Consider the following 22770-nt stretch of genomic DNA (forward strand, 5'->3'; position numbering starts at 1 on the left):
AAAAGGACATCATGTTCGGCTACATCGTCAAACGACTCGCCTCCGCCGGCGTCGTCATCTTCCTGGTACTGACCGCCATCTTCTTCGTAACTCAACTTCTCGGCGACCCTGTCCAACTCGTGTTGGGGGACACCGCCAACACCGAACAGATCGCAGCTGTCCGGGAACGACTCGGCCTGGATCAACCGATCCTGCAACAGTATTTCAACTTCGTCTCCAACGCTTTTCACGGAACCTTCGGAGACTCGTTCTGGCAACAACAACCCGCACTCGGCCTGGTGCTCTCGCGGCTTCCGGCCACATTCCTTCTTGCACTGGCCACGATCGCCATCATCGTGCCGATCGGTATCACGCTCGGCGTGCTCGCCGCTTACAGGCAGGGCAGTGTCATCGAAAGAATCATCAACGTCTTCTCCGTGATGGGCAGCTCGTTGGTCTCGTTCTGGTTGGCGCTGATGCTGATCCTCTTGTTCGCCGTGACCTTGCGAGTGCTCCCAACCTCCGGGTCTGGATCATTCGCCCACATCATCCTTCCCGCAACGACATTGGCGATCCTACAGATCGGTACGCTCGCGCAGGTAACTCGCGTCGGTGTAGCCGAGCAGTTGACATCGAGCTACGTCTCGGCAGCCCGTGCTCGAGGATTGTCACCGAGTCGAGTGATGACGCGTTACGCCTTGCGTAATGCACTGATCCCCATCTTCACGGTCTCGTCGAGCATGGTCATCGTCTTGGTCAACGGTGCGGTGATTGCCGAAGTCGTGTTCGGTTGGCCTGGAATCGGGCTGCTGACCCTTCAGGCGATCCAGCAAGGCGACCTTCCACTGATCCAGGCAGCCGTGTTCGTCACTGCATCATCGATCGTGCTTCTGACGCTTCTGGTCGACCTGACCTATCCCTGGATCAATCCCCGAGTGAGGTTGCAATGACACCGCCCGCCACATCACCAACGCATCCCACCAAATCCCGCACGGACTCCACTGCGCGCCTACTGTTCCGCTCGGCGATTCGTGATCCCCTGGTTCTGATCAGCATCGCCTGGATAGCTGCTGTAGCGATCGCGATAGTCTTTCGCCCGTGGCTGTTGCCCGCGCAATATCAAGATGCCGTACTGGCCAATCGACTCCTCCCGCCATTGTCCGCCGATCCGAGCGGCGGGTATCACCTGCTCGGCACTGATGCCCTCGGCCGGGACTACCTGACCCAGCTCATTGCAGGAACGAGCGCGACGGTACTACCCGCTCTCACTGCAGCAGTCATAGGGCTTGCGATTGGAATCGTAATCGGTTCGGTAGCAGGCTATTTCGGTGGCCGAGTCGACGCTCTGTTGTTGCGCGTCATCGAGTTTCAGATGGCGTTTCCGAGTTTGCTTCTGGCCCTGCTGATCCTGGCCAGCATGGGCCCGAGCATCACTGTACTCGTGATCGTCCTCGCCCTCGGCGCATGGACCGGTCTGGCGCGGGTGGCCAGGGCTCTCGCTCTGGAACTACGCGAGCTCGCCTACATCGATTCGGCCAAAGTGCTCGGCGGATCGCAACTCCGCATCATCGTCAGTCACATCGCACCTAATCTGTTCACTCCCGTCATGGTGCTGGGCACACTCGAGGTTGCCTCCCTCATGCTCAGCGCCGCAGGCCTCGACTTTCTCGGACTCGGAGTCCAGCCGCCCGAAACATCCTGGGGCCAACAGGTTTCCAAGGGACGAGAAACACTGACCACAGCGTGGTGGCTGGTAGTCATTCCCGGGCTGGCAATCTTCATGACGACGTTGGCAGTCAACCTGGTCGCTGTATGGATCCGTAACTCGGTCGACCTCGACCAGCGCGCACTGCGCCTCGCACAAACCGCACCTAAGCGTCCATCGGTCGAGTTCGACCCCGATGAAGCCCCGGAAGCACCTCGACCAGGGGTGGCCCACGGTTCCAACAGCACCCCCGACGCAGTGCTCGAGGTTCGCGATCTATGGGTGGACTTCGCCACCGAACGCGGCGTGGCAAAAGCCGTTCGCGGAGTCTCCTGGGGAGTTGGTCGCGGAGAAGTGCTGGCAATCGTCGGCGAATCCGGCTCCGGGAAAAGCGTCACGGCACGAGCGATCATGGGCATCCTCGAACGCCCGCAGGCACGTGTACGTCGCGGAGCCATCGAATACGACGGTACGGACCTACTCACCCTCCCGCCGAAGCAACGACGGGCGATCTATGGCAACGACATCGCCATGGTGCAGCAGGACGCACTCGCTGCGCTGAACCCGTCGGCGACCATAGCCGTCCACCTCATCGAGGTCATCCGCGCGCATCAGCCGGAAGTCTCGAAGGCGGACGCGCGCACTCGCGCCGGTGAACTGCTGGCTCAAGTGGGGATCCCAGACCCGGCCGCCCGTCTCGACGACTTCCCACATCAATTCTCCGGGGGCATGCGGCAGCGAGTGCTCATTGCCATGGCAATCGCGAACTCACCCGCTGTCCTCATTGCCGACGAGCCCACCACCGCCTTGGACGTCACGGTGCAGGCCCAGATCGTCGAACTCCTGCTCGAGCTACGGCGAACCACAGGCATGAGCATCGTTCTGATCACTCACGATCTGTCCCTGGTGGCCGAGGCTGCGGACCGCGTTGTAGTGATGTATGCAGGGCGCGTCATGGAATGCGGCAACACCGCAGAGGTGATCGCCCATTCGGCCCACCCTTACACCAGGCAACTGCTGGCAGCCACCCCTGATGTCATGGTGGCAACAGAACACTTGCGACCCATCCCCGGAGCACCGCCGAGTCCGATCCGAGTGCCGAGCGGTTGCCCCTTTCATCCTCGCTGCACGTGGGCTCGCGACATCTGCAAAGACACTCGGCCCGAACAGATTCACCTGTCCGCCACTCGATCGAGTACCTGCCACTTCGCCGAGGAGGTCGTCGCCCCATGAGCGTCGCCACGCCAGCACGAAACGCCATCCTTCAGATACAGGATGTGAGCAAGACCTACCGCGTCAAGGCCACCAAGACCTCACGAAGCACCGAGGTCAGAGCAGTCAATGACGTATGCCTGGCAGTGCGTCCCGGCGCCGCGCTCGGAATCGTCGGTGAATCTGGTTGCGGAAAAAGCACCCTGGCGCGCTTACTTGCGGGCTTGGAGTCTCCGACCGGTGGCAGTGGCACGCTTGCCGACCGCGACGTCTTCTCGACACGGCGGGAGCAGAGACTCGCCCGAGCCCGCGAGATCCAAATGGTCTTTCAAGATCCGTACACTTCCCTCGATCCTCGCATGACCATCTTCGAACTCATCAGTGAGCCATGGGCTATTCATCGCGGATACCTCGACAAGGCCAAGTGGCGTGACCGGGTTCGCGACCTACTGGAAGTGGTGGGATTGGACCCGGCCCTCGCGGCCTCCACCGTACGGTCCCTCTCAGGAGGACAACGCCAACGAATCGGCCTCGCACGTGCCCTGGCACTCGAACCCAACATCCTCATCTTGGACGAACCGGTTTCAGCTCTCGATGTCTCCGTCCAAGCACAAGTCATCGAACTTCTGCGAACCATTCAAAGCACAACCGGAATGGCCATGATCTTCATCGCTCACGACCTCGCGGTCGTCCGATCGCTCACCTCCGAAATCGGCGTGATGTATCTCGGCCGAATCGTAGAAACCGGCCCCACCGAAGACGTCTACGGCAATCCTCAGCATCCCTACACCCAGGCACTCCTCTCGGCGGCACCCAGCTTCAACCAACCAAGCGCACGCAAGAGGCTGGTGCTCGAGGGCGAAGTACCCAGCCCGCGAAACATCCCGGTCGGCTGCCCCTTCCGGACTCGCTGCTGGAAGGCACATGACATCTGCACCGCCGAACGACCCGAATTGTCCTCGCACGGAGGGCACCCCGTTGCGTGCCACTTTCCGGGGGACACCCAGTCCCCGAAACAGAGATAAGGAGCTCGACCATGACACAAGCCCCTACCGCCAACAGCATCGACGTCCCCGAACTCATCGACCGATTCCGCAACATCCCCACGGCCAATGTCGGAGACTCCATGGACAGGCTCGGCTCGATGGCCGGCATCCGGCCGGTGTGGAACGGAGCCCGCGTGATCGGCACCGCGTACACGGTGTGGACGCGCGCTGGAGACAACATCGCAATTCACGACGCCATCAGCTCCGCGCGCGAGGGCGACGTCCTGGTGATCAACGGCGAAGGTGATACCTCCCGGGCTCTGATCGGCGAGATGATGGGCAACAAGGCCAAGAAACAGGGGATACGCGGCTTCGTGATCGACGGTATGGTTCGCGACGCGGAAGGACTCAAAGATCTCGGATTCCCCGTGTTCGCACTCGGCGTCACCCCGGCCGGTCCGTACAAGAACGGCCCCGGTCGATTGGACGAAACCATCGCGTGCGGTCGAGTTGCGGTCGCACCTGGCGACATCATCATCGGCGACGACGACGGCGTCGTCGTCATTCCGCAGGATAGGGCCGAAGAGATCCTGTTGCGCGCAGAAGCGGTCTTCGAGAAGGAAGCCAAGAAGCGAGAGGCTTTCTGATCCTGCATATATGACCTCGACTACCGTCGCCGTTCGCGTTGCCGTCACCCCTGGGCGGCGCGAACGGTGGCGCCAGAAGCAATGATTGTTGTCGTGTCGATGAACGGTCGCGTGTCTACCCTGTCCCGGGGTGGTCTTAGCTCATGAGCCCAGCGTGCTCGGCCGTATTCGTACATTCGTCGAAACCAATTGTGTTGCAGGCACACTGGAACCGCCGACAATCAGAGAGATCAGGGTCGCCGCGCAGCGCCTGCCCAACTCGTGAGGCTGCACGTCCAGCGCGGTTATCGTTCGTTCGGACTCGTTGTCCCCGGTGTCGAGACAGGCTGCTAGTAAAAGGTCAGCGCCTACCTGCCTTCCTGCGGCAGAAGCGAATTCGGCAATTGCCTTCGCGCTCCCGACGGTGGTGGTGATGATTGCGTCCAGCGTGGGATGAGTACGCAACATTTCGTGTCCCGCGGAGATCGAATAGGCCAGGCGGTTGTCGACAGGGGGGATTTCGACGATGACCTTCGTCAGGTCGTGCTGCTCCGCCCAGTGGTTGTAGGTCCGACGAACCTCGATACCCCAGCCGCTGTGGTCACCAGCTGCCAATAGACCGATCGACCGTGCTCCTCTGCTGTAGAGATGGTCGAGTATCTGAGTCAGGCCGCCTTCATGATCGGCCCTCACGGTTGCAGCAGTTTCCAGTCCCGGAGGGCATGCTTCACCGGAGACGACGGTGATGCCGGTGTCGAGCAGGGTCCTTGCTGCAGGATCAGTAGAGAACGGGTCCGCGATTATGATCCCATCTACCGATGGCGACGTCTTCAGACGTTCCGATGCTCCTGCCGCAAGGAGTACAAGGTCGTAGTCTTCTGCGTGCGCTCCCTCGGCCGCTCCACGTAGAAACTCCATCATGTATGCAGAGGACAAACTTGCGTTTCTCTGGATATGGAACCCCACGGCCCCGGTGCGGTTGAGCCGTAAGTTCCGCGCAGCACTGTTCGGCTTGTATCCGAGCATTTTCGCATTCGAGATCACGAGCGCCCTCGTTGCCGGTCGCATTCGTCCTCTTCCGGACAGGGCCTCCGACGCCGTCGCAGGCGAGACTCCTGATGCTTTGGCCACGTCCTTCAGCGAGACCACTCGTGTGCTCATGCCACTGAGGGTAAGGCACGGGTGACAGATCGGCGCAGTCCGGCGCGGTGTCCGCAGAGGAGTGAATGTGACGATCTCCGTCCGTTTGTGTCCGGCATGTAACAAGGTGCTCCACAGTTTGACGAATCGATTCGGCAAATTCTAGGTTTGGTGCATCGAACAGGGTTCGGTCACCGGATCGGTGACCTCCGCGGCACAACGGCGTGCATCTACAGCAGGTTCGACAGTCATTTTCGGATTCACGCAATCCTTCGTAGCTCTCAGGAAAGGGGCGCGTTGTGCCAATGCGACAAGACACGTACAGCGACGCAGGCACCGCCACGGCTGTGCTCACCGGTGGTGATCCGAACGGACCGAAACGATCCGGCGACAATGTCGTCGAGGTCGAAGGGCTACGGGTATCTCTCTCCAGAGGTGGCGTGCGCTCGGAGGTCCTGCACGGGATAGACCTCTCTATAGGTCGAGGCGAAATTCTCGGTCTGGTAGGACAATCCGGGTCAGGCAAGAGCGTGCTCTCGATGTCGATGCTCGGATTGCTTCCGGCGAAATCGGCTGCTCGATTCGAAGGATCTTTGACAGTCGCGGGTGTCGACATGCTTCACGGCAAAGAGTCGGTACGGCGTACGGTTCGGCGCGAGAAGCTCGGCGCTGTGTTTCAGGACCCTATGACGTCCCTGAATCCGACCATGAGAGTCGGCGATCAGGTTCGAGAGTCGTGTGGTTCGAGGAAACAAGCGCTGGAATTGCTTCGCGCTGTGGGTATTCCAGATCCGCAAGGAAGGCTTCGTGCGTTTCCTCACGAACTGTCCGGTGGGCTCAGGCAGCGAGTCATGATCGCGCTTGCGATATCGAGATCGCCTGCCCTGATCGTCGCTGACGAACCCACCACCGCGCTCGACGTCACGGTGCAGGCGCAGGTGCTGCGTTTGCTGCAGTCGTTGCGCACCGACTTCGGAGCCAGTGTGCTGCTTGTGACGCACGATCTCGGCGTGGCAGCGATGATGGCCGACCGGATAGCAGTGATGAGCGACGGCCAACTTCGCGAAGTGGGATCGACCGAGCAAGTGCTCGAGGACCCGCGCGATTCCTACACCAAGTCGCTGTTGGCTACCAGGCTGACCATCGATCTCGGGCAAGAGTCTCAACAGAAGGCTGATGTCGACTCGCAGCGGTCGCCGCTCATGTCGACCAGCGATGTAACCTGCACGTTTTCGGTCAAGGACTCCGCCGGCAAGCGTCGTTCGCTGTCCGCTTTGCGCGGCGTCGATACCCATGTCTTTCCCGGTGAAACATTGGTTATCGTCGGGGAAAGCGGCTCGGGAAAGTCGACGCTGCTTCGTGTGATCGCCAGTCTCGAAAGCAATTTCACCGGCGAAATATCCTCGCTGGCATCAGAAGACGTGCAGATGGTCTTTCAGGACGCCGGCGCATCGCTCACTCCGTGGATGACCATCGGAGAACTACTCGGCGAACGCCTGATCGGTACGCCGAAGGCGGACAGGAAGCCTCGAATCATCGCTGCGCTGAATCGAGTCGGCCTCGACGACAGTGTGCTGAACGTGCGCCCCACCGAACTGTCAGGTGGACAACGGCAACGAGTAGCACTCGCGCGTGCCATCATGATCCCACCGAAAATTCTCCTGTGCGACGAACCCACGAGTGCTCTCGACGCTTCTTTGGCAGTGTCGGTCCTGGATCTGATATCCGAACTCGCACAGTCTCTGAACATGGCGGTGGTATTCGTTACTCACGACCTGGCGGTTGCGCAACGCATCGGTACCCGAATCGCGGTCATGTATCTGGGGAAGATCGTGGAGACCGGGCCCGCGCACAGTGTGGTCGCTGATCCAAAGCATCCTTACACCCGAGCGATGCTTGCATCCGTGCCCGGAGCCGGTGTCATCACCGTTGCGCCGCGCGGCGAACCCGCGAGCCCGCTCGATCCCCCCACCGGTTGCTCGTATCACCCGAGGTGCGAAATGGCGACATCAGTCTGCAAGAGTGGCGATCTCGATCTGGGACTTCAGACCCTGGTGGGTTCTGTTCCAGGTTCGTTGCAACGCCAAGTCGCTTGTGTCAGAAGGTCGGAGCTCTGACGATGGCTATCGCAGAAACCGCCGTACGCGGTCGATTCGTCACTCGTGAACGCAACCTGTTCATCGGGCGAAACTTTCTTCCCTACGTTGTATTGGCCTTGTGCGGACTTCTCACCGTGGCTGCAGTCGCAGCCCCACTGCTCGCTCCGTTCGATCCAGTCCAACCGGTGTCGACTCCGAACATCGCTCCCGGCGATCCTGACTATTTCCTCGGTACCGATGCGATCGGACGAGACATCGCCAGCCGAGTTCTGTACGGATTACGAGCAAGTTGGCTTTCAGCGCTGTTGGTCGTCGCGATCGGTTTGCTGGTCGGCGGAGCGGTCGGTGCGCTTGCAGCAGTACGCGGCGGCTGGATCGACACAGTACTGATGCGGATCACCGACCTGTTTCTGGCACTGCCAGGCATCATCGTGTCGATAGCGGTGGTCGCAGCAATCGGTCCGAGCCTGAGGAATCTGCTGGTCTCGCTCTCGATCGTCTGGTGGCCGTACTACGCGCGGATTATTAGAGGTGAAGTACGTCGCGTCTTGGCCAAACCGCATGTCGAAGCCGCACGGTCAGCGGGAGTATCCGGGGTTCGGCTTTTCCGCCGGCATGTCTGGCCAGGAGTCATGCCCACCGCGATCGTCACCGCGAGCCTCGACGTCGGGTCGGTAGTTCTTGCCATGGCAGGTCTGTCGTTCCTGGGCCTCGGGCAAGCGGCGCCGGCACCCGAGCTGGGCGCAGATACCTCACGCGGTCTACCGATGTTGTTGTCGAACTGGTGGATTCCTCTTGTTCCAGGCCTCGCCGTTCTGGTGATCAGCCTACTCGCCAACCTCGGAGGGGACGCAGTACGTTCGCTCCTCGCCAGAAAGTAGGCACCCGATGCGAAAGTTAGTGATTTCGCGGATCGTTTCTCTGGCGGGTCTACTTCTCGCGTTGGCGACAGTAATCTTCCTGCTCAACGAGTTGTCGCCCAGTGATCCTGCCAAAGCTCGTCTGGGCCAGAACGCCACCCCCGATGCTGTAGCGGCAGAGCGTGCTCGACTCGGTCTCGACGACCCGTTCCTGAGTCGATTCGTTTCCTACATCCATGGGCTGCTGACCGGAGACTTCGGTGTGTCCTTCAGGACCGATCGACCGGTACTGTCCGACCTCGCTCAATATTTCCCAGCGACAATCGAACTCGTCGCATCTGCTGCGATCATCACTCTTGTACTCGCAGTGCTGTTTGCGGTGTCGAGCGTCCTGAATTGGCCCGGTAGTGGAATTTTTCGCTCGATTCTACTGATCGGATCCACCGCCCCAACCTTCGTACTCGGTATCGCGGGTGTGGTCGTCTTCTACCAAGTACTGGGATGGCTTCCCGCGTCCGGTCGGGGAAATATCGTCCAAGGCCCGACAGGTTTGGGGACGCTGGACGGGCTCCTGTCGGGCAACCTCGGCGCGTTTGCGGATGCGATCTTGCACATTGTCCTTCCTGCGACCGCGCTCGCTATCGGACCCGCTCTCTCGATTGGACGTGTGCTTCGCTCGGGATTGATCGAGACCATGGATGCGGACTTCATCCGGACCGCGCGGGCAAAGGGCATCCTTGAAATCCGCATCGTTGCCAAACACGTCCTACGGAACTCGATCACCGGCGCCCTCTCGATGACGGGTCTACAGGTTGGATCCATGTTCGCTGGGGCCGTCGTCGTCGAATCCATTTTCAGCTGGCCAGGTTTGGGCAGCTATCTCGCAGGAAGCATCAACGTCGCTGACTTTCCGGCGATCGCAGGAGTCACCCTCGTTTTGGGTGTCATGTACGTAACCGCAAACACGATTGTCGATATCGCACAAGGTATCGCAGATCCGAGGATCAATGTCTGAGAATTCGAACGGCTCATCCGCGTCCAACGTCGGCGACGCAACTGGACACCACCATCACGGCGACGACTTCGAGCTTCAGCCGGACCACGGTCACTCGCACGACAGTGGCCGTTCCTGGGAACAGCCCCGACGACTCGGTTCTGGCTTGGCGGGACACGGTGCGGTGGACGACTTCAACGTCGACCGCAAGCCCGGGCTGATCCACGTCAACCGTCGGTTGGAAGGCGGGTTCGCCGGCATCCAGACCTACGCGAAACTACCGGTATGTCTCACTCCGGACGATTTGCGGGCAGCCGAGATCGACGTGGCCGTGTGTGGTGTCCCGTGGGACGCAACAGCCGGGTCACGTCACGGAACGAACCACGGACCACTGGCCATCCGTCAGGTCGACTACAAGTCCGGGCGCAAACGCCAGGCACTTCATCAGACAGTGAGGATCGACCCGTTCCAGATTCTCAACGTGTGCGACTACGGTGACTCGCCGATCTACAACGGCAACACCATGGGCACGTTCGAGGCTGTGCGAAAGTTCGTCGGCACGATCCCAGACGCTGGTGCCATCCCGATCATCATGGGCGGGGACCACGGAATCACGTGGCCGACGGCTACTGCGGTGGCCGACCACTACGGATACGGCAAGGTCGGAATCGTGCATTTCGATGCCCACGTCGATGCAAGTACCGAGGCACCGGGAACTCTTGGTGGACATGGCACGCCGATGCGCAAGCTCATCGAATCGGGTGCAATTCCCGGACGAAACTTCGTGCAAGTCGGCCTCCGTGGGTTCTATCCGGATCGACCCTTGCTGGACTTCATGGACGAGCACGAGATGCGGGCGCACTTCATGGCCGAGATCGACCACCGGGGCTTCGACTCGGTACTCGAACGTGCAGTGGACGAGGCGCTGGACCACGCGGACTATCTGTACATTTCGCTCGATGTGGACGTGGCGGACCCAGCCTTCGCACCGGGCACCGGAACACCGGAGCCCGGAGGCCTGACAAGTTCGAACGTCCTCAGAGCCATACGCCGCCTCAGCGCGGAGGTGGGAATCGTCGGCATGGACGTCGTGGAGGTCAGCCCGGCGTACGACGGACCCGGGCAGATCACTTCGTTGATGGCCAATGCCGCGATTCGCGAGGCGATCACGGGAATTGCGATGAGGAGGGTCGGGATCACCTCACCCGACTACGTGGATCCAGGTGCACTGGGCCCGGACTACTCCCGAGCCCGTCGCAACAAGGACGTCGATACGGACCTGCCGGTGTCGGAGGATGCTCGATGAGGTCGACTTCACGGGTCGTCGTGACGGCCCTCGCGACTGCCGCGACGATGGTGTTGATCGGTGCGTGCAGCGGCGGGACGAATACAATCTCGTCTTCTCCCCCCGCGGACAATGTGTTGGAACTGCCACTGAACGGAGACATCGGGCAGCCTCCGGACCCTGACGTCTTCTACGGGGGCGCCGGCCTGATGATCACGACGAACGTCTACGAAGGACTCGTCGAATATCAGTCGGGCGTCGACGAGCCGGTAATTGTGCCGCGACTTGCAACGGAATGGCAAGTCTCGCCGGACTTCACGACGTTCTCCTTCACCCTTCGACCAGGTGTCACATTTCACGACGGCACGCCTCTCACCTCCGACGCCGTCCGCAAATCGATCGAGCGTCGAGCAGCGGTCGGCAGGGGGCCCGCCTACATGGTGGAAGGCATCACGTCGGTTCGGACGCCGAGCGACCTGGCCGTCGAGATCGTGCTCGATGGCCCGAATTCAGCCTTCCTCGATTTTCTAGCCTCGCCCTACGGTCTCAAGATCATGAGCCCGGCATTGATGCAAGCCAACGCAGGTGACGATTTCGGTCAGACGTTCCTTCGCACCAACGACGCAGGCAGCGGTCCGTACCGGATGGTGACCGCTGAAGTGGGCGAGCGCTACGCTCTCGAAGAGTACGACGGCTATTGGGGAGACAAGCCCACGTTCTCGGGTGTGAATCTGTCGGTGTACTCGGATGTGTCAGCCATGCAGCTGGCATTCAACAACGGTGATCTCGCGGCTCTCGTGGGCTCGGTCCCATCTGCGGCGCAAGGCGATTACGCCGAACGTGACGATGTCGCGTCCTACAGGTTGCCGACGTATCAGACCGGTTTCATCCACACCAACATGAATCGGCCTTTTTTCGCGGATCGAGAAACTCGCATGGCTTTCAAGAAACTGTTGGAGCCGCAGGTCTACATAGATCAATTCATGTCCGAGAAGGCAGAGATAGCAACCGGACTGTATGGAAAGGGAATACTCCCGGACGCAGACGACTCGATCACGCGAGAATACGATCCGGCTCCGATGCAGGCGATCATCGATGGCCTACCCGCCGACCAGAAGTCGATTGTCCTCGGACACAACAGCGCCAGCGTCGACGACGCGCAGATCGCGAACCTGATCGCCGCCAAATTGATCTCGATGGGTCTCCAAGCGACGGTGCAGGCGTACCCCTCGTCTCAGATCAACAGTTTCGCGGACGATCCGAGTACGGGTCCTGACGTGCTGTTCACCAGTCAAACCTGGCCCGACGCAGGCAACCCGTACATGTGGGGTCACGTGTTCTGGGACCTCGACGGGGGCTTGAACACGCTGCAATGCGGTGACAATGCTGCAGCGGCTCTGCTGAAGAACGCCGTGGCGACGAACGACTCGGACGAGTACGCCCGAGCTGCACGGGCATACGAGGACACCGGTTGCACAACAACCGTCTCCTATGTTCAGGACTTCGTCGTCGCGCAAACGTGGCTGGGTGGAGTAGCGGAGGCCCATGCCATCGCCGAGCCGTACACGTTGGACCTGGAAAAGCTGACGGTGAAGTGAGCAAACCCTCGGACGAGGAATCAACCGACCAGTAAACACAACGGTGATGGCCGGGCACCGACGCCCGGCCATCACCTCATTCGGAGAGTGTAAATGATTGGTAGAAGGAGTTCGAAAACTGGATTTCTAGATCTTCCCGCACGCTACTGGGGTTTGTGGATATCCATCCTGGTGATGTGGATCGGCCGATTCGTCATTCCGTTCATGACGATCTACTTAACGCAAGAACGCGGGTTGAGTGAAGTGCAGGCAGGCACCTTCGTCGGCGCGTTCGGATTCGGCTTGGTCGGATCGACCTTCATGGGCGGCATCCTGGCCGACATGTTCGGCAGAAAAAAGGTATTGATCGCCAGCAAAGGGACTGCGGCTACCGTGATGGTCGCGATCCCGCTGGTGGACGGGTACGTGTCCCTCGCGATACTTCTCACACTGTTCGGCCTGGCGAACGGAGCTGCGCAACCCGCAATGAACACCATGGTTGTCGAAATAGTTCCGAGGGAAAAATGGCATCTCGCTATTTCCTATCAGCAATGGGCAGTGAACCTCGGGTACGCTTTAGGGCCAATCTTCGGTGGTCTGCTTGCGCAGCACAACTTTTCGCTGTTGTTCTGGGCCGAAGCAGCTATGCTCGTCGGTGCAATCGCGCTCATCGCCACGTTGGTCAAAGACGAGCACACACCCAACAAGCCGTTCGGTAAGAAATCAGCACCCACTGCCTCTTCTTCAGGATCGATTCTGACGGTCTTCAAGGACCGGGTCTTTGTCGGCATGGTCGGAATCAACTTCCTATACGCGATGGTCTACATTCAGTCCACGACGAGCTTGCCTGTTGCGATGACCGCGCAGGGTTACAGCAACCAGCAGTTCGCCCTGTTGCTGACCATCAACGGACTGATGCTGTGCGCCCTACAGGTTCCCGCAGCTCGCTATCTACGAAAGCTTCCGAGAGAAGGTGTCCTTGCCGTATCCATCGTCGTGATCGGCATCGGAGTCGGCCTGCAGGGCTTCGCACAATTCTGGTGGATGTATGCCGCAGCAGTCAGCATCTGGACGCTCGGAGAGATGGGAGCAGCACCCAGCAGACAAAGAAGTGCAGCCGAGCTCTCCCGACCCGACATGCGGGGTCGTTACCTCGGTGTGTTCGCTCTGAGCGTCAGTTGTGCAACGCTTCTGGGACCAGTCGTAGGCGGCTTCATTCTCGGCAAGTTCGGCGCACAGATTCTGTGGTTCTGCTGTGCCGGGGTGTGCTTCGCCTTGGCACTGATCGCGGTCTCGTCACGGCGCCAACGAAACATCCGCGTCAAGGAATTGGCCGACAGCGAACTCGCAACGCCGGCGGCATGAAGAAGCGGACACCGGTGTGAAATCAAAGTGTTGACAACACGACTCGGTTCCGCCGAATCTTGTCCGACGGTCACAGACAACAGAGAACCGAGCCGCGGTTCCTGCCCACTGCCGGGCAGGAACCGCGGCTCGTTCGTTCCGAAACAAGATGTCTGCCGAATCTAGATGGGATCCGAGGCGGCATCGAGCAATTCTTGAACGCGATCGCGCGTATGCCGTGAGTCGTCGGATCTCTTCAGCAGCACTGAATAATTCAGCGCGTAACACAGGGCAGTCATCGACACGATGACCCCGTGGCGAGCGCGATCCCGCGGGATGGCCAACACATGTTCGGGGAGGTTTCCGCCGAGCAAAGTGTCTTCTTCGGTCAGCAGAACAATCGACGTTCCCTGCCGCTCGATGAGTTTGACCTGCTCACTGACACGGTGATACTCCTCGGAGAACGCCAGCACGACCAGTAGGTCGTCGGCGCCCACTGCCGCCAATCGCTGCGCCCGCTCACGCCCGGTCTGCGTGATGACGTCGATATGCAGTCCGGTCGCAGACAACTTCGCACGAAGAAATTCCACCGTGGGAAGCAAGAGCCCGTGCCCCATCACGTGGACCCTTCGAGCGTCCATGAGAGCGAGAACCACGGAGTCGATCCGCTCCTGCGGAATCTTCTCTGGAAGACTTCTGAGCACCTCGATTTGCGAGTTGATGACCACAGCCAGGGAAAACTTCTCGCCTTCGGCCCGCATGGCGATCGTGCGGTCCATCGTGTCCCGGCTGTCGTCTCGCAGCGCCGCTCTCATCTCGATGTAGCCGGCATAGCCGATCTTTTGTGCAAACCGTACGACCGTCGACTCGTGAACGCCGGCCTTCTGGGCCAGTTCCGATGCACGCAGGAAAGGCGCGCCGGCGCGGTCGGAGAGCAAGATGCTGCCGATGCGCCGCTCCGCCGCGGTCAGCGAGTGCGTGTTGGTCTCCAGAGAGTCGTAGAAGCTCATTGCGGGCAATACTAACCCGATAGTCCGAGGTCAACGCGATGTCCGCAGGAAAAATTGCGAAGTGTTTGACTTGTTGCAAGTTTGCTTCTAGTGTCAGCAATCACACCGAGGTCCGACTGGTGATGTCAGTCCCAGTTCGCACCGGGTGAGCCAACCGACCGTTCCTATCGCAGGAGAAACAGCGTTGATCATCGATACGCATGCCCACTACACGACGGCGCCGCCTCAGCTCGACGCGTACCGTGCACGCCAACTGGGCTCGTTGAACCGTCCCACGGCCGGGAAAACGCCGAAGATCTCCGACGATGAAATTCTCGCGTCGCTGCAAGCCAACCTGAAGCGCATGGACGATTTCGGCATCGACCGCATGATCTTCTCCCCCCGAGCCTCCGGCATGGGACACGAAATCGGCGACGCACGTGTGAGCCTTTACTGGACGAAAACGAACAACGACCTCGTCAAGCGTGTCTGTGATCTGTTGCCGGACAGGTTCATTCCCGCGGCGCAGCTTCCTCAGTCACCTGGAGTGAGCCCGGAGAACTGCCTCGACGAGCTTCGTCGATGCGTCGAGGAGATGGGCTTCGTCGGCTGCAACGTCAACCCTGACGTCTCGGGCGGCGGGCAACCGTTCACTCCAGCAATCAGCGATGCATGGTGGAACCCACTGTGGGAGGGACTGATCGAGTACGACGTCCCGGCACTGGTACACGCCTCGAGTACCGTGAATCCTGCGCTGCATCTGAACGGCTCGCACTACACCAGCGCCGACGCCGCAGTGACGTTCGAACTCTGCTGGAGCGACATCTACGACCGCTTCCCGGGTCTGAAGTTGATCATTCCGCACGGCGGCGGATCGTTGCCGTTCAACTGGAACCGCCACCGCGCCTTGCATGTTCTGCAGGGTAAGCCCTCGTTCGAAGAGCGCGTCAAGAATGTCTACTTCGACACCGCACTCTACGACCGCGATTCGATGGAGATGCTGATCCGCAAGGTCGGTGCCGACAACATCGTCTACGCGGCAGAGCCGTTCGGAACTGCCAAAGCCGTCGACCCCGAGACCGGGACGTTGTTCGACGACACCGTGTCCTTCGTCGACGACATCGAGTGGTTGAGCCAGGAAGACAAGGACAAGATCTTCTCCGGCAACGCCCGCAAGCTCTACACCCGCGCCACGATCTGACGCAACAACTCAAAGCCTTCGGTGCGCCCCGAAATGGGGCGCACCGAAACCCACCGCAATGCCTCGACCCGGCGTTGACTGGGTCCAACGACATGTAGGGAGCCTTCACATGACACTCGGATTCGAAGTCCACCAGCGAGAGCGCGCAGTCGGCGCCGACGTCGCGAAATTGTTCGTCGATATTCCGGTCGCAAACGTCAGCGACTGCATGAACCGGATGGCTGCCGGGGGTGCGGACGTCACGATGCTCAACAACGATCTGGCCACCAAGATGATCGGACCTGCCCTCACCGTCCGGACTCGACCGGGCGACAATCTGTTGGTCCACAAGGCACTGTCGATGATCGAACCGGGCGATGTGCTCGTCATCGACGCCGGGGGTGACCTCACCAACGCCATCATCGGTGAAATCATGGTCACGGCAGCAGTCGCAAAGGGACTCGCTGGTCTGGTGGTGTACGGCGCAGTGCGTGATGCGGCCGCTCTGCGCGCAGGCTCGCTCCCGGTATTTGCTCGTGGCGTCACTCATCGCGGACCGTACAAGGACGGCCCCGGTGAAGTGAACGTTCCCATCAACCTGGGAGGAATGATCATCGAACCGGGCGACCTCGTTCTTGGGGACGCAGACGGTGTCGTCAGCGTGCCTTACGGATCGGTCACCGAGATCCATGCGGCGGCAGCTAAAAAGCTGGCTGCTGAGGAGATTTCGATCGCCAAGGCGCTGTCCGGCGAACGCGACGACTCCTGGGTCGACAAGAAGCTAGTCTCACGTGGCTACACAGCACCCGAAGCATCGGCATAGGTATCGGCATGACTACCGATCTCTCTGACGCAGGCACCTCTCAGCGGCATCGCCGGGACGTCTGGGGTAGCGCTGGCACCATCGTTCTCTCCGCTCTGGCGCTTGAACGGTCGGTCACCTACGGGCTGGAGGGTTCCAACCAGCCCGTAGGGCCGGGGTTGTTTCCCGCCGTCATTTCGGCGGCGATGCTGGTGCTGGGACTGCTGTGGGCGTTGCAGACGTGGCGCCGGTCCGTACCGGAGCCGGAGGAGCCGATCGAGTGGCCGGACCGAAGTGGTTACCGTCGCATCCTCATCACGGTTGCAACGTTGGCTGTTCCGGCGTTCTTGATGGAGTACATCGACTTCCGCATCACGATTTTCGCAATTACGTTCGTCATTCTGAAATTCGTTTTCGCGCAATCGCTGAGACTCAGCGTGATCGCCGGAATCGTCATAGCGGCCGTGTGCTATTTCGGCCTCGCCATCGGCCTGGGCATGGTTTTGCCCCTCAGCTTCTAACACGAGTGAAAGGTATTCAGTCGTGAATTCAGTCGACCAGTTCATCTCAGGGCTGGGCAATGTGCTCGCTCCCGAGATGCTGCTCTACGCATTGATCGGATGTCTCGTCGGCATGATCGTCGGCATCCTTCCCGGGTTCGGGCCCGCCGCGGCCACAGCTCTGTTGTTTCCGCTCACATTTCAGCTCGGCGCTACAGCGTCGTTGGTGATGATGGCTGCGGTGCTCTACGGCGCCACCTACGGTGGTTCCATCACTGCGGTCTTGCTGAAGGTCCCAGGTGAAGCATCCTCTGTAGCAACAACACTTGATGGCCATGCCATGGCCAAGATCGGCCGAGCGGGGCCGGCACTGGTTATCTCCGCTGTAGGTGGGTTCATTGCTTGCATCGTCGCTGTAGTCGGATTCGTTTTTGCTACTCCGTTGACACGCTTCGCAGTCACACTCGGGCCGGTGGAGATGTTCGCCCTCACCGTCTTGGCGCTCCTTATTGCTGCAGGACTTGTCGGTCGGTCGATGACCAAAGGAATGATCGCCGTCGCACTCGGGTTGCTGATGGCCACCGTCGGCCGCGATCCGCTATCGGGTGCCGAACGTTTCACTTTTGGCACGGACGGGCTGATCGACGGACTCGATATCATTCCTGTGATCATGGGTCTATTCGGCCTGACCGAATTGTTCGCCAGCGTGGAGCGACATCTGCAGGAACGCAAGGCTATGAAAGTCGGCAAGCTCATGCCGTCGAAGCAGGACTTTCAACGCTCGGCAGGACCGATCGCCCGAGGATCGATCATCGGATTCTTTCTCGGTCTTGTTCCCGGATCACCCGGCGCCACCACCGCCTTCGCCTCCTACTCGCTCGAGAAGAAGCTGTCGAAGAATCCCACCCCATTCGGCAAGGGCGCGATCGAAGGCGTAGCTGGACCGGAATCGGCCAACAACGCACTCAGCGTGGCGGGCATGATTCCATTGTTCACTCTCGGAATCCCCTCGTCGGCGACGATGGCGATCATGTTCGGTGTATTCACCTCGAACGGACTCATCCCAGGTCCGACTCTGTTCGCGGACAACCCAGAAGTCCCGTGGACGATCATCGCGAGCATCGTCGTCGGCAACGTCATTCTCCTGATCCTCAACGTCCCTCTCGTCCGAATCTGGACGCAGGTGTTGAAGACCCCGTACCCGGTCCTCTACGCCGTTGTGGTCGTGTTTCTTGTCGTCGGCGCGTACAGCCTCCGGAACAGCACATTCGACATTCTGGTCCTTCTCGCATCAGGACTCCTCGGATTCCTGTTGTCGAAACTGGACATACCGGCCACGCCTATCGCTCTGACGCTCGTTCTCGGCGATTTGATGGAGACATCCTTCCGTCAGTCGATGGCCCTGTCTCAGGGAAGCCCCACGGTGTTCTTCAGCAGTACAACCGCTGTGGTCGTTTACACCATCACTGCCCTTGCGCTTGCCGCGATCCCGATCTCCCGCACCTTTCGCAAAAGGTCGCAGAACGCGAACCTAGTCACCTCCGAATCACCGGCCGGCCCCGTGCGAAGCTCTCGAGGACGATCATGAGAAGAACAGCTGTCGCTACCGCGATGTGCAGCGTGCTGCTTCTGGCCGCGTGCGCCACGACGAATTCTGCCTCCGGCGACGACCCCTACCCCGACAACCTCAATGCCCTCACCGTGGTTGTCCCCTTCGCCCCCGGTGGAACCTCCGACACCATCGCAAGGCTGGTCGCTCCACGACTCGAGGACGAGTTGGGCGTACCTGTTCAGATCCTCAACAGACCCGAACGTGATGGCCAAGCAGGCATGGAAGAACTGGCTGAAGCCGGATCCGATGGTGCAACGATCGGATTCACCAATCTTCCCTCTGCTATCACCTCCTACCTCGGCACGGGCGAGGTTGGATTCGACCGAGAATCGTTCACTCCGATCGGTGGGGTGACCTCGCTCAATACTGTCATCGCAGTCCACGACGACAGTAGGTTCGCAAACCTCACGGACCTTGTCGACGCCGCACGCGAGGACCCCGGCAGCGTGACGCTTGCCGCGGGGGCGCTCGACGACCGCGTCCAGGTCTCGGAGATACAACGTGTCACAGGGGCCGAGTTCAATACCATCCCCTTCGCCGGTGGTAGTTCTGGAGAGGTCACCGCCTTGTTGGGGCAGAAGGTCGACGCCATCATCGGAGCCCCCGTAGCAATGATCCCGGGTGTGAAGTCCGGCGACTTCCGAGTCGTTGCGGTCTTCGGCCCCGATCCAGTCCCCGGACTTCCCGACACGGCCAGCGCGCAGTCCCAAGGCGTCGACTTGGTGCTCGCATCCCGAATCGGGCTATCCGCACCCGCTGGAACCGATCCGGAAGCACTCGTCGTGCTTTCCGATGCACTCGAAAAAATCAGCGTAGAACCGAAATTCATCGACGAAGTCGAAGCATTGGGATACAGCGGCGGTTTCGTCGACCCAGCACGGTACGGCCAGGAATGGATGGAAGCGGAGTCCCTCGTCGAAAGAGTGATCGAACAGGAGGGGCAGTGATGTCCGCGCCATCGAGCAGGAAAGCAGGCGAACTCGTGCAGCCTGCCCGAGACCACCGTCGGGTGCACCCCCCACGCCGAGTCGGCGGTGCACCTGTACTGGACACCGCGCTCGGGCGACGCGGTGTCGTCGAGGCAATCGCCAGCGGGCTTGCGCGTCCGCGGGTGAAACTCGACCTCCACGATATACAGCCTCTGCCGAAGGCCTTTCGAATGATGGTCGAAGAACGCACATTTCACTTCGCTGAAATGCCGCTGAACACCCTCGCCATGGCCATCGAACACGGGCGGCCCCTGATCGGATTGCCGATCGTCTTGAACCGGGATTTCCACTACCGCTCGATTGTGGTCGGGGCGAAGTCCACCATCCGCGATCCGCGCGACCTGATCGGTCGGCGCGTCGGCGTGCGGGCCTACTCGCAAACTACCGGAGTGTGGGCACGAGGACTTCTCTCCGACGAATTCGGAGTCGCACACAGCGACATCCGATGGGTCACTACAGAAGGCGCACATGTGTCCGACTACGTGGACCCGGATTTCGTCGAGCGGGCACCAGCCGGCAGTACGCTTCCTGCCCTGCTGGCATCGGGCGATATCGACGCTGCCGTCATCATGGATCCCAAACTCGAATCAAAGGTGGCAAGACCACTGTTTCCCGACGCCTTCGAGCGCGCTGCCACTGCCTATGGGCAGACGGGAATCTTCCCGGTCAATCACGTCGTCGCACTCGACACCGACATCGCCGAACAGTTTCCGTGGTTGGCAGACGAACTGTATGCGCTGTTCTCGGACAGCAAGAACGCGTACCGCGCACGTCTGAGCGCCGAGGGACCTCGCGACGACGCCGATCGGTACGCGCTCGATTTACAAAACTATGTCGTGAAGGGTGATTTCAACCCCTACGGTCTGGACGCGAACCGAGCGTCGATCGAACAACTTGTGCGCTACGCACGGACTCAAGGGCTCATCACCCGAGAGCTCGACGTCGAGCGACTCTTTCTCCCCGTCAACGATATTCATTCCTCCCTCGCCCCGACAAAGGACCGATCATGAAGCTCCGCCGCGCGGCCGTCCTCGCCGCGATCCCACTGTTCGCAATCTCCTGTGCCACCACCACCGGCGGCAATTCGGGGGAGTCCTTTCCCGACAACGTCAGCTCGATCCGCATGATCATTCCCTTCAGCGCGGGCGGGAGTACGGACACCGTGGCGCGACTGGTCGCACCACGGCTCGAAGAGAAACTGGGAACCTCGGTGCAGGTACTCAACCGTCCCGAACGAGGCGGGCAGGCCGGGCTCGAAGAAATTGCCTCGGCACCAGCGGACGGTAGCGTCATCGGCAGCGTCAACTTCCCCTCCGCGGTCACCAGCTATCTCGATCCCGCGACCGATGTCGACTACGACCGAACCAGTTTCGATCCGGTGGGCGCTGTGACCACGTTCGGCAGCTTGATCGTCGTCAATTCGGCCAGTCCCTATCAGACCCTTGGTGACCTCGCCGCCACGTCGACCCAGGGTGGTAAAGCACTCAACATCGCAGCCGGGGCCGTGGACGACCTTCTCCCATTGACCGGTGTGCAGGACGCCACGGGTGTGAAGTTCAATCTGATTCCTTTCGAGGGTGGAAGTTCGGGCAAAGTCACGGCTCTGCTCGGGAACAAGGTCGATGTCATCATCGCTGCGCCGAGTGCAGTGCTGGCCAGCGTGACTTCGGGTGATTTCCGGGTACTCGCAACAATCGGATCCGAACGTACCCCGACGTTCCCGGACGTTCCCACGACATCCGAGCTCGGCTACGACCTCGCGCAGGACACCATCAACGGCTTCGGCGTCGCTGCAGGTGCGCCGTCACAGGTTATCGACGCGTACTCCGCCGCCCTCGAAGAAGTAGTCGCGGATCCCGAGTTCGTGAAAGCCGTGGAGGGGCTTGGATTCGCAGCGTCGTTCCTCGATCCAGAGCAGCAGTCCGACGCCTGGGCCGAGCAGGAAGAGATCGCGAAGCCCATCCTCGACGCAAACAACTGACCTATACATCCATCTTGAACACCAGGAGATTTTATGCCTACCAACGTCGATCATATCGACGTCCGTACACCCGATCTGGACGGAACACTCGCGTTCTTGACCAAGCTCGGGTTCAAAGAACTGCGCCGCCTCGACGGTGCACGAGGTTCGGTCGAAGTTGCGTTGCCAGGGGAAGGTCAGGTGGTGTTCGAGGTTCGGCCAGAACCGTCCGCTGCCCAGGCATATGTCCACCACGTGGCATTCAAGATCGGCGGACCAGGCGACATCTCGACCCTGGAACAAGCTGGCGTGCCGTTCACCAAAACCAACCACTTCGTGGAAGCCACCGGGCGAACGGTCAGCAACAGTGTCGATCCGGGCGGCATGACATGGCAGTTCACCGACTGAGCAGCACAGCACAATTCCCCTGTGCACTCACAACATCCGAAGCCGATCTCTGAAGGAAGCAATGAATGACCATATTGGCCGCTTACGTTCCGTCCTCGGCAGGCGAAGCCGCACTCGCCTTCGCCATCGATGAGGCAGCAGTAAGACGAGAAGACTTGCTTGTCGTGAACTCCGCACGCGGCGAGTCCCTCACCGACGATCGAGTTGCAACAGATGATGACTTGGCTCGCGTCCGATTGTCGGCCGAGAAGGCCGGAGTCTCACTGGCGATCCGCCAGATTCGCCGGGGACAGTCGGCTGCCGCAGACATTCTCGACGTCGCCGGGGATGTGTCGATCAGCATGATTGTGGTCGGTAGCCGCGGACGCTCGCCAGTAGGAAAATTACTGCTCGGCAGTGCAGCACTGGAAATCTTGAGCCACGCACGACAGCCCGTCGTCGCCGTCAAGTCTTCGTGAGTGGTCTGGATTCCGCAACCGAGACACGCTCGTCTGCATGCCAGCTAGGGGACTCTGCACCAGGG

General features: G+C 60.4%; 21 protein-coding genes. 19 read left to right on the forward strand and 2 right to left on the reverse strand.

Annotation, left to right across the window (positions count from 1 at the left end; all coding sequences use genetic code 11):
• The first annotated feature begins 11 nt into the window (after positions 1–11).
• From CHB96_RS27125 to CHB96_RS27140, 4 genes are read left to right on the forward strand one after another with little or no spacing between them, the layout of a single operon-like run.
• Complete coding sequence (locus CHB96_RS27125; RefSeq protein ID WP_089252213.1) at positions 12–929, forward strand: ABC transporter permease; 918 nt, start codon at positions 12–14, stop codon at positions 927–929.
• Positions 926–2917, forward strand: a complete 1992-nt coding sequence (locus CHB96_RS30260; protein ID WP_089252215.1) for a dipeptide/oligopeptide/nickel ABC transporter permease/ATP-binding protein — start codon at positions 926–928, stop codon at positions 2915–2917. The genes CHB96_RS27125 and CHB96_RS30260 overlap by 4 nt, the downstream gene beginning before the upstream one ends.
• Entirely contained in the window at positions 2914–3921 is a 1008-nt protein-coding gene (locus CHB96_RS27135) for an ABC transporter ATP-binding protein (protein WP_089252217.1), read from the forward strand. The genes CHB96_RS30260 and CHB96_RS27135 overlap by 4 nt, the downstream gene beginning before the upstream one ends.
• 11 nt (positions 3922–3932) lie before the next feature.
• Complete coding sequence (locus tag CHB96_RS27140) at positions 3933–4529, forward strand: RraA family protein (protein WP_089252219.1); 597 nt, start codon at positions 3933–3935, stop codon at positions 4527–4529.
• Positions 4530–4670: 141 nt separating this feature from the next.
• On the opposite strand, the gene CHB96_RS27145 is transcribed toward CHB96_RS27140, so the two are convergent.
• Positions 4671–5669 (reverse strand): LacI family DNA-binding transcriptional regulator, encoded by a 999-nt coding sequence (locus CHB96_RS27145; protein WP_089252221.1) that lies wholly within the window; start codon positions 5667–5669, stop codon positions 4671–4673.
• Between the two features lie 284 nt (positions 5670–5953).
• Between CHB96_RS27145 and CHB96_RS27150 the strand changes: the two genes are divergently transcribed.
• From CHB96_RS27150 to CHB96_RS27175, 6 genes are all read left to right on the forward strand, one after another.
• Complete coding sequence (locus CHB96_RS27150; protein ID WP_089252223.1) at positions 5954–7765, forward strand: oligopeptide/dipeptide ABC transporter ATP-binding protein; 1812 nt, start codon at positions 5954–5956, stop codon at positions 7763–7765.
• 2 nt (positions 7766–7767) lie between these two features.
• Positions 7768–8628, forward strand: a complete 861-nt coding sequence (locus tag CHB96_RS27155) for an ABC transporter permease (RefSeq protein ID WP_089252225.1) — start codon at positions 7768–7770, stop codon at positions 8626–8628.
• 7 nt (positions 8629–8635) lie between these two features.
• Positions 8636–9622 carry an ABC transporter permease gene (locus CHB96_RS27160; RefSeq protein ID WP_089252227.1) on the forward strand — a complete coding sequence of 329 codons (987 nt, stop codon included), beginning with the start codon at positions 8636–8638 and terminating at the stop codon, positions 9620–9622.
• Positions 9615–10907, forward strand: a complete 1293-nt coding sequence (gene speB, locus CHB96_RS27165) for an agmatinase (RefSeq protein WP_089252229.1) — start codon at positions 9615–9617, stop codon at positions 10905–10907. The genes CHB96_RS27160 and speB overlap by 8 nt, the downstream gene beginning before the upstream one ends.
• Positions 10904–12484, forward strand: coding sequence for an ABC transporter substrate-binding protein (locus CHB96_RS27170; RefSeq protein WP_089252231.1), 1581 nt, complete (start codon positions 10904–10906; stop codon positions 12482–12484). Before speB ends, CHB96_RS27170 begins: the two co-directional genes overlap by 4 nt.
• A 93-nt stretch (positions 12485–12577) precedes the next feature.
• Positions 12578–13828 (forward strand): MDR family MFS transporter, encoded by a 1251-nt coding sequence (locus CHB96_RS27175; protein ID WP_089252233.1) that lies wholly within the window; start codon positions 12578–12580, stop codon positions 13826–13828.
• A 161-nt stretch (positions 13829–13989) separates the two neighbouring features.
• Here CHB96_RS27175 and CHB96_RS27180 read toward each other — a convergent pair whose 3' ends face one another.
• Entirely contained in the window at positions 13990–14817 is an 828-nt protein-coding gene (locus CHB96_RS27180; RefSeq protein ID WP_089252235.1) for a MurR/RpiR family transcriptional regulator, read from the reverse strand.
• Positions 14818–15001: 184 nt separating this feature from the next.
• Here CHB96_RS27180 and CHB96_RS27185 point away from each other — a divergent pair, with 184 nt between their 5' ends.
• The 9 genes from CHB96_RS27185 (at position 15002) to CHB96_RS27225 (ending at position 22705) form a co-directional block, all read left to right on the forward strand.
• A complete protein-coding gene (locus tag CHB96_RS27185) occupies positions 15002–15997 on the forward strand; it encodes an amidohydrolase family protein (RefSeq protein WP_176444527.1) in 996 nt (331 codons plus the stop codon).
• Positions 15998–16106: 109 nt separating this feature from the next.
• Entirely contained in the window at positions 16107–16799 is a 693-nt protein-coding gene (locus CHB96_RS27190) for an RraA family protein (protein ID WP_089252239.1), read from the forward strand.
• An 8-nt stretch (positions 16800–16807) separates the two neighbouring features.
• Complete coding sequence (locus tag CHB96_RS27195) at positions 16808–17299, forward strand: tripartite tricarboxylate transporter TctB family protein (RefSeq protein WP_089252241.1); 492 nt, start codon at positions 16808–16810, stop codon at positions 17297–17299.
• Positions 17300–17321: 22 nt separating this feature from the next.
• Entirely contained in the window at positions 17322–18866 is a 1545-nt protein-coding gene (locus tag CHB96_RS27200; RefSeq protein ID WP_089252243.1) for a tripartite tricarboxylate transporter permease, read from the forward strand.
• The gene (locus CHB96_RS27205; RefSeq protein WP_089252245.1) at positions 18863–19837 is read left to right on the forward strand and encodes a Bug family tripartite tricarboxylate transporter substrate binding protein; all 975 of its coding nucleotides are present in this window, start codon (positions 18863–18865) and stop codon (positions 19835–19837) included. Before CHB96_RS27200 ends, CHB96_RS27205 begins: the two co-directional genes overlap by 4 nt.
• Positions 19837–20889 (forward strand): substrate-binding domain-containing protein, encoded by a 1053-nt coding sequence (locus CHB96_RS27210; protein ID WP_089252247.1) that lies wholly within the window; start codon positions 19837–19839, stop codon positions 20887–20889. The genes CHB96_RS27205 and CHB96_RS27210 overlap by 1 nt, the downstream gene beginning before the upstream one ends.
• Positions 20886–21860, forward strand: a complete 975-nt coding sequence (locus tag CHB96_RS27215; protein ID WP_089252249.1) for a tripartite tricarboxylate transporter substrate binding protein — start codon at positions 20886–20888, stop codon at positions 21858–21860. Before CHB96_RS27210 ends, CHB96_RS27215 begins: the two co-directional genes overlap by 4 nt.
• A gap of 33 nt (positions 21861–21893) precedes the next feature.
• Positions 21894–22247, forward strand: a complete 354-nt coding sequence (locus CHB96_RS27220) for a VOC family protein (RefSeq protein WP_089252251.1) — start codon at positions 21894–21896, stop codon at positions 22245–22247.
• Positions 22248–22312: 65 nt separating this feature from the next.
• Positions 22313–22705, forward strand: coding sequence for a universal stress protein (locus CHB96_RS27225; RefSeq protein WP_089252253.1), 393 nt, complete (start codon positions 22313–22315; stop codon positions 22703–22705).
• Positions 22706–22770: the final 65 nt, after the last annotated feature.

This window comes from Rhodococcoides kyotonense, assembly GCF_900188125.1.
Classification (GTDB): Bacteria; Actinomycetota; Actinomycetes; order Mycobacteriales; family Mycobacteriaceae; genus Rhodococcoides; species Rhodococcoides kyotonense.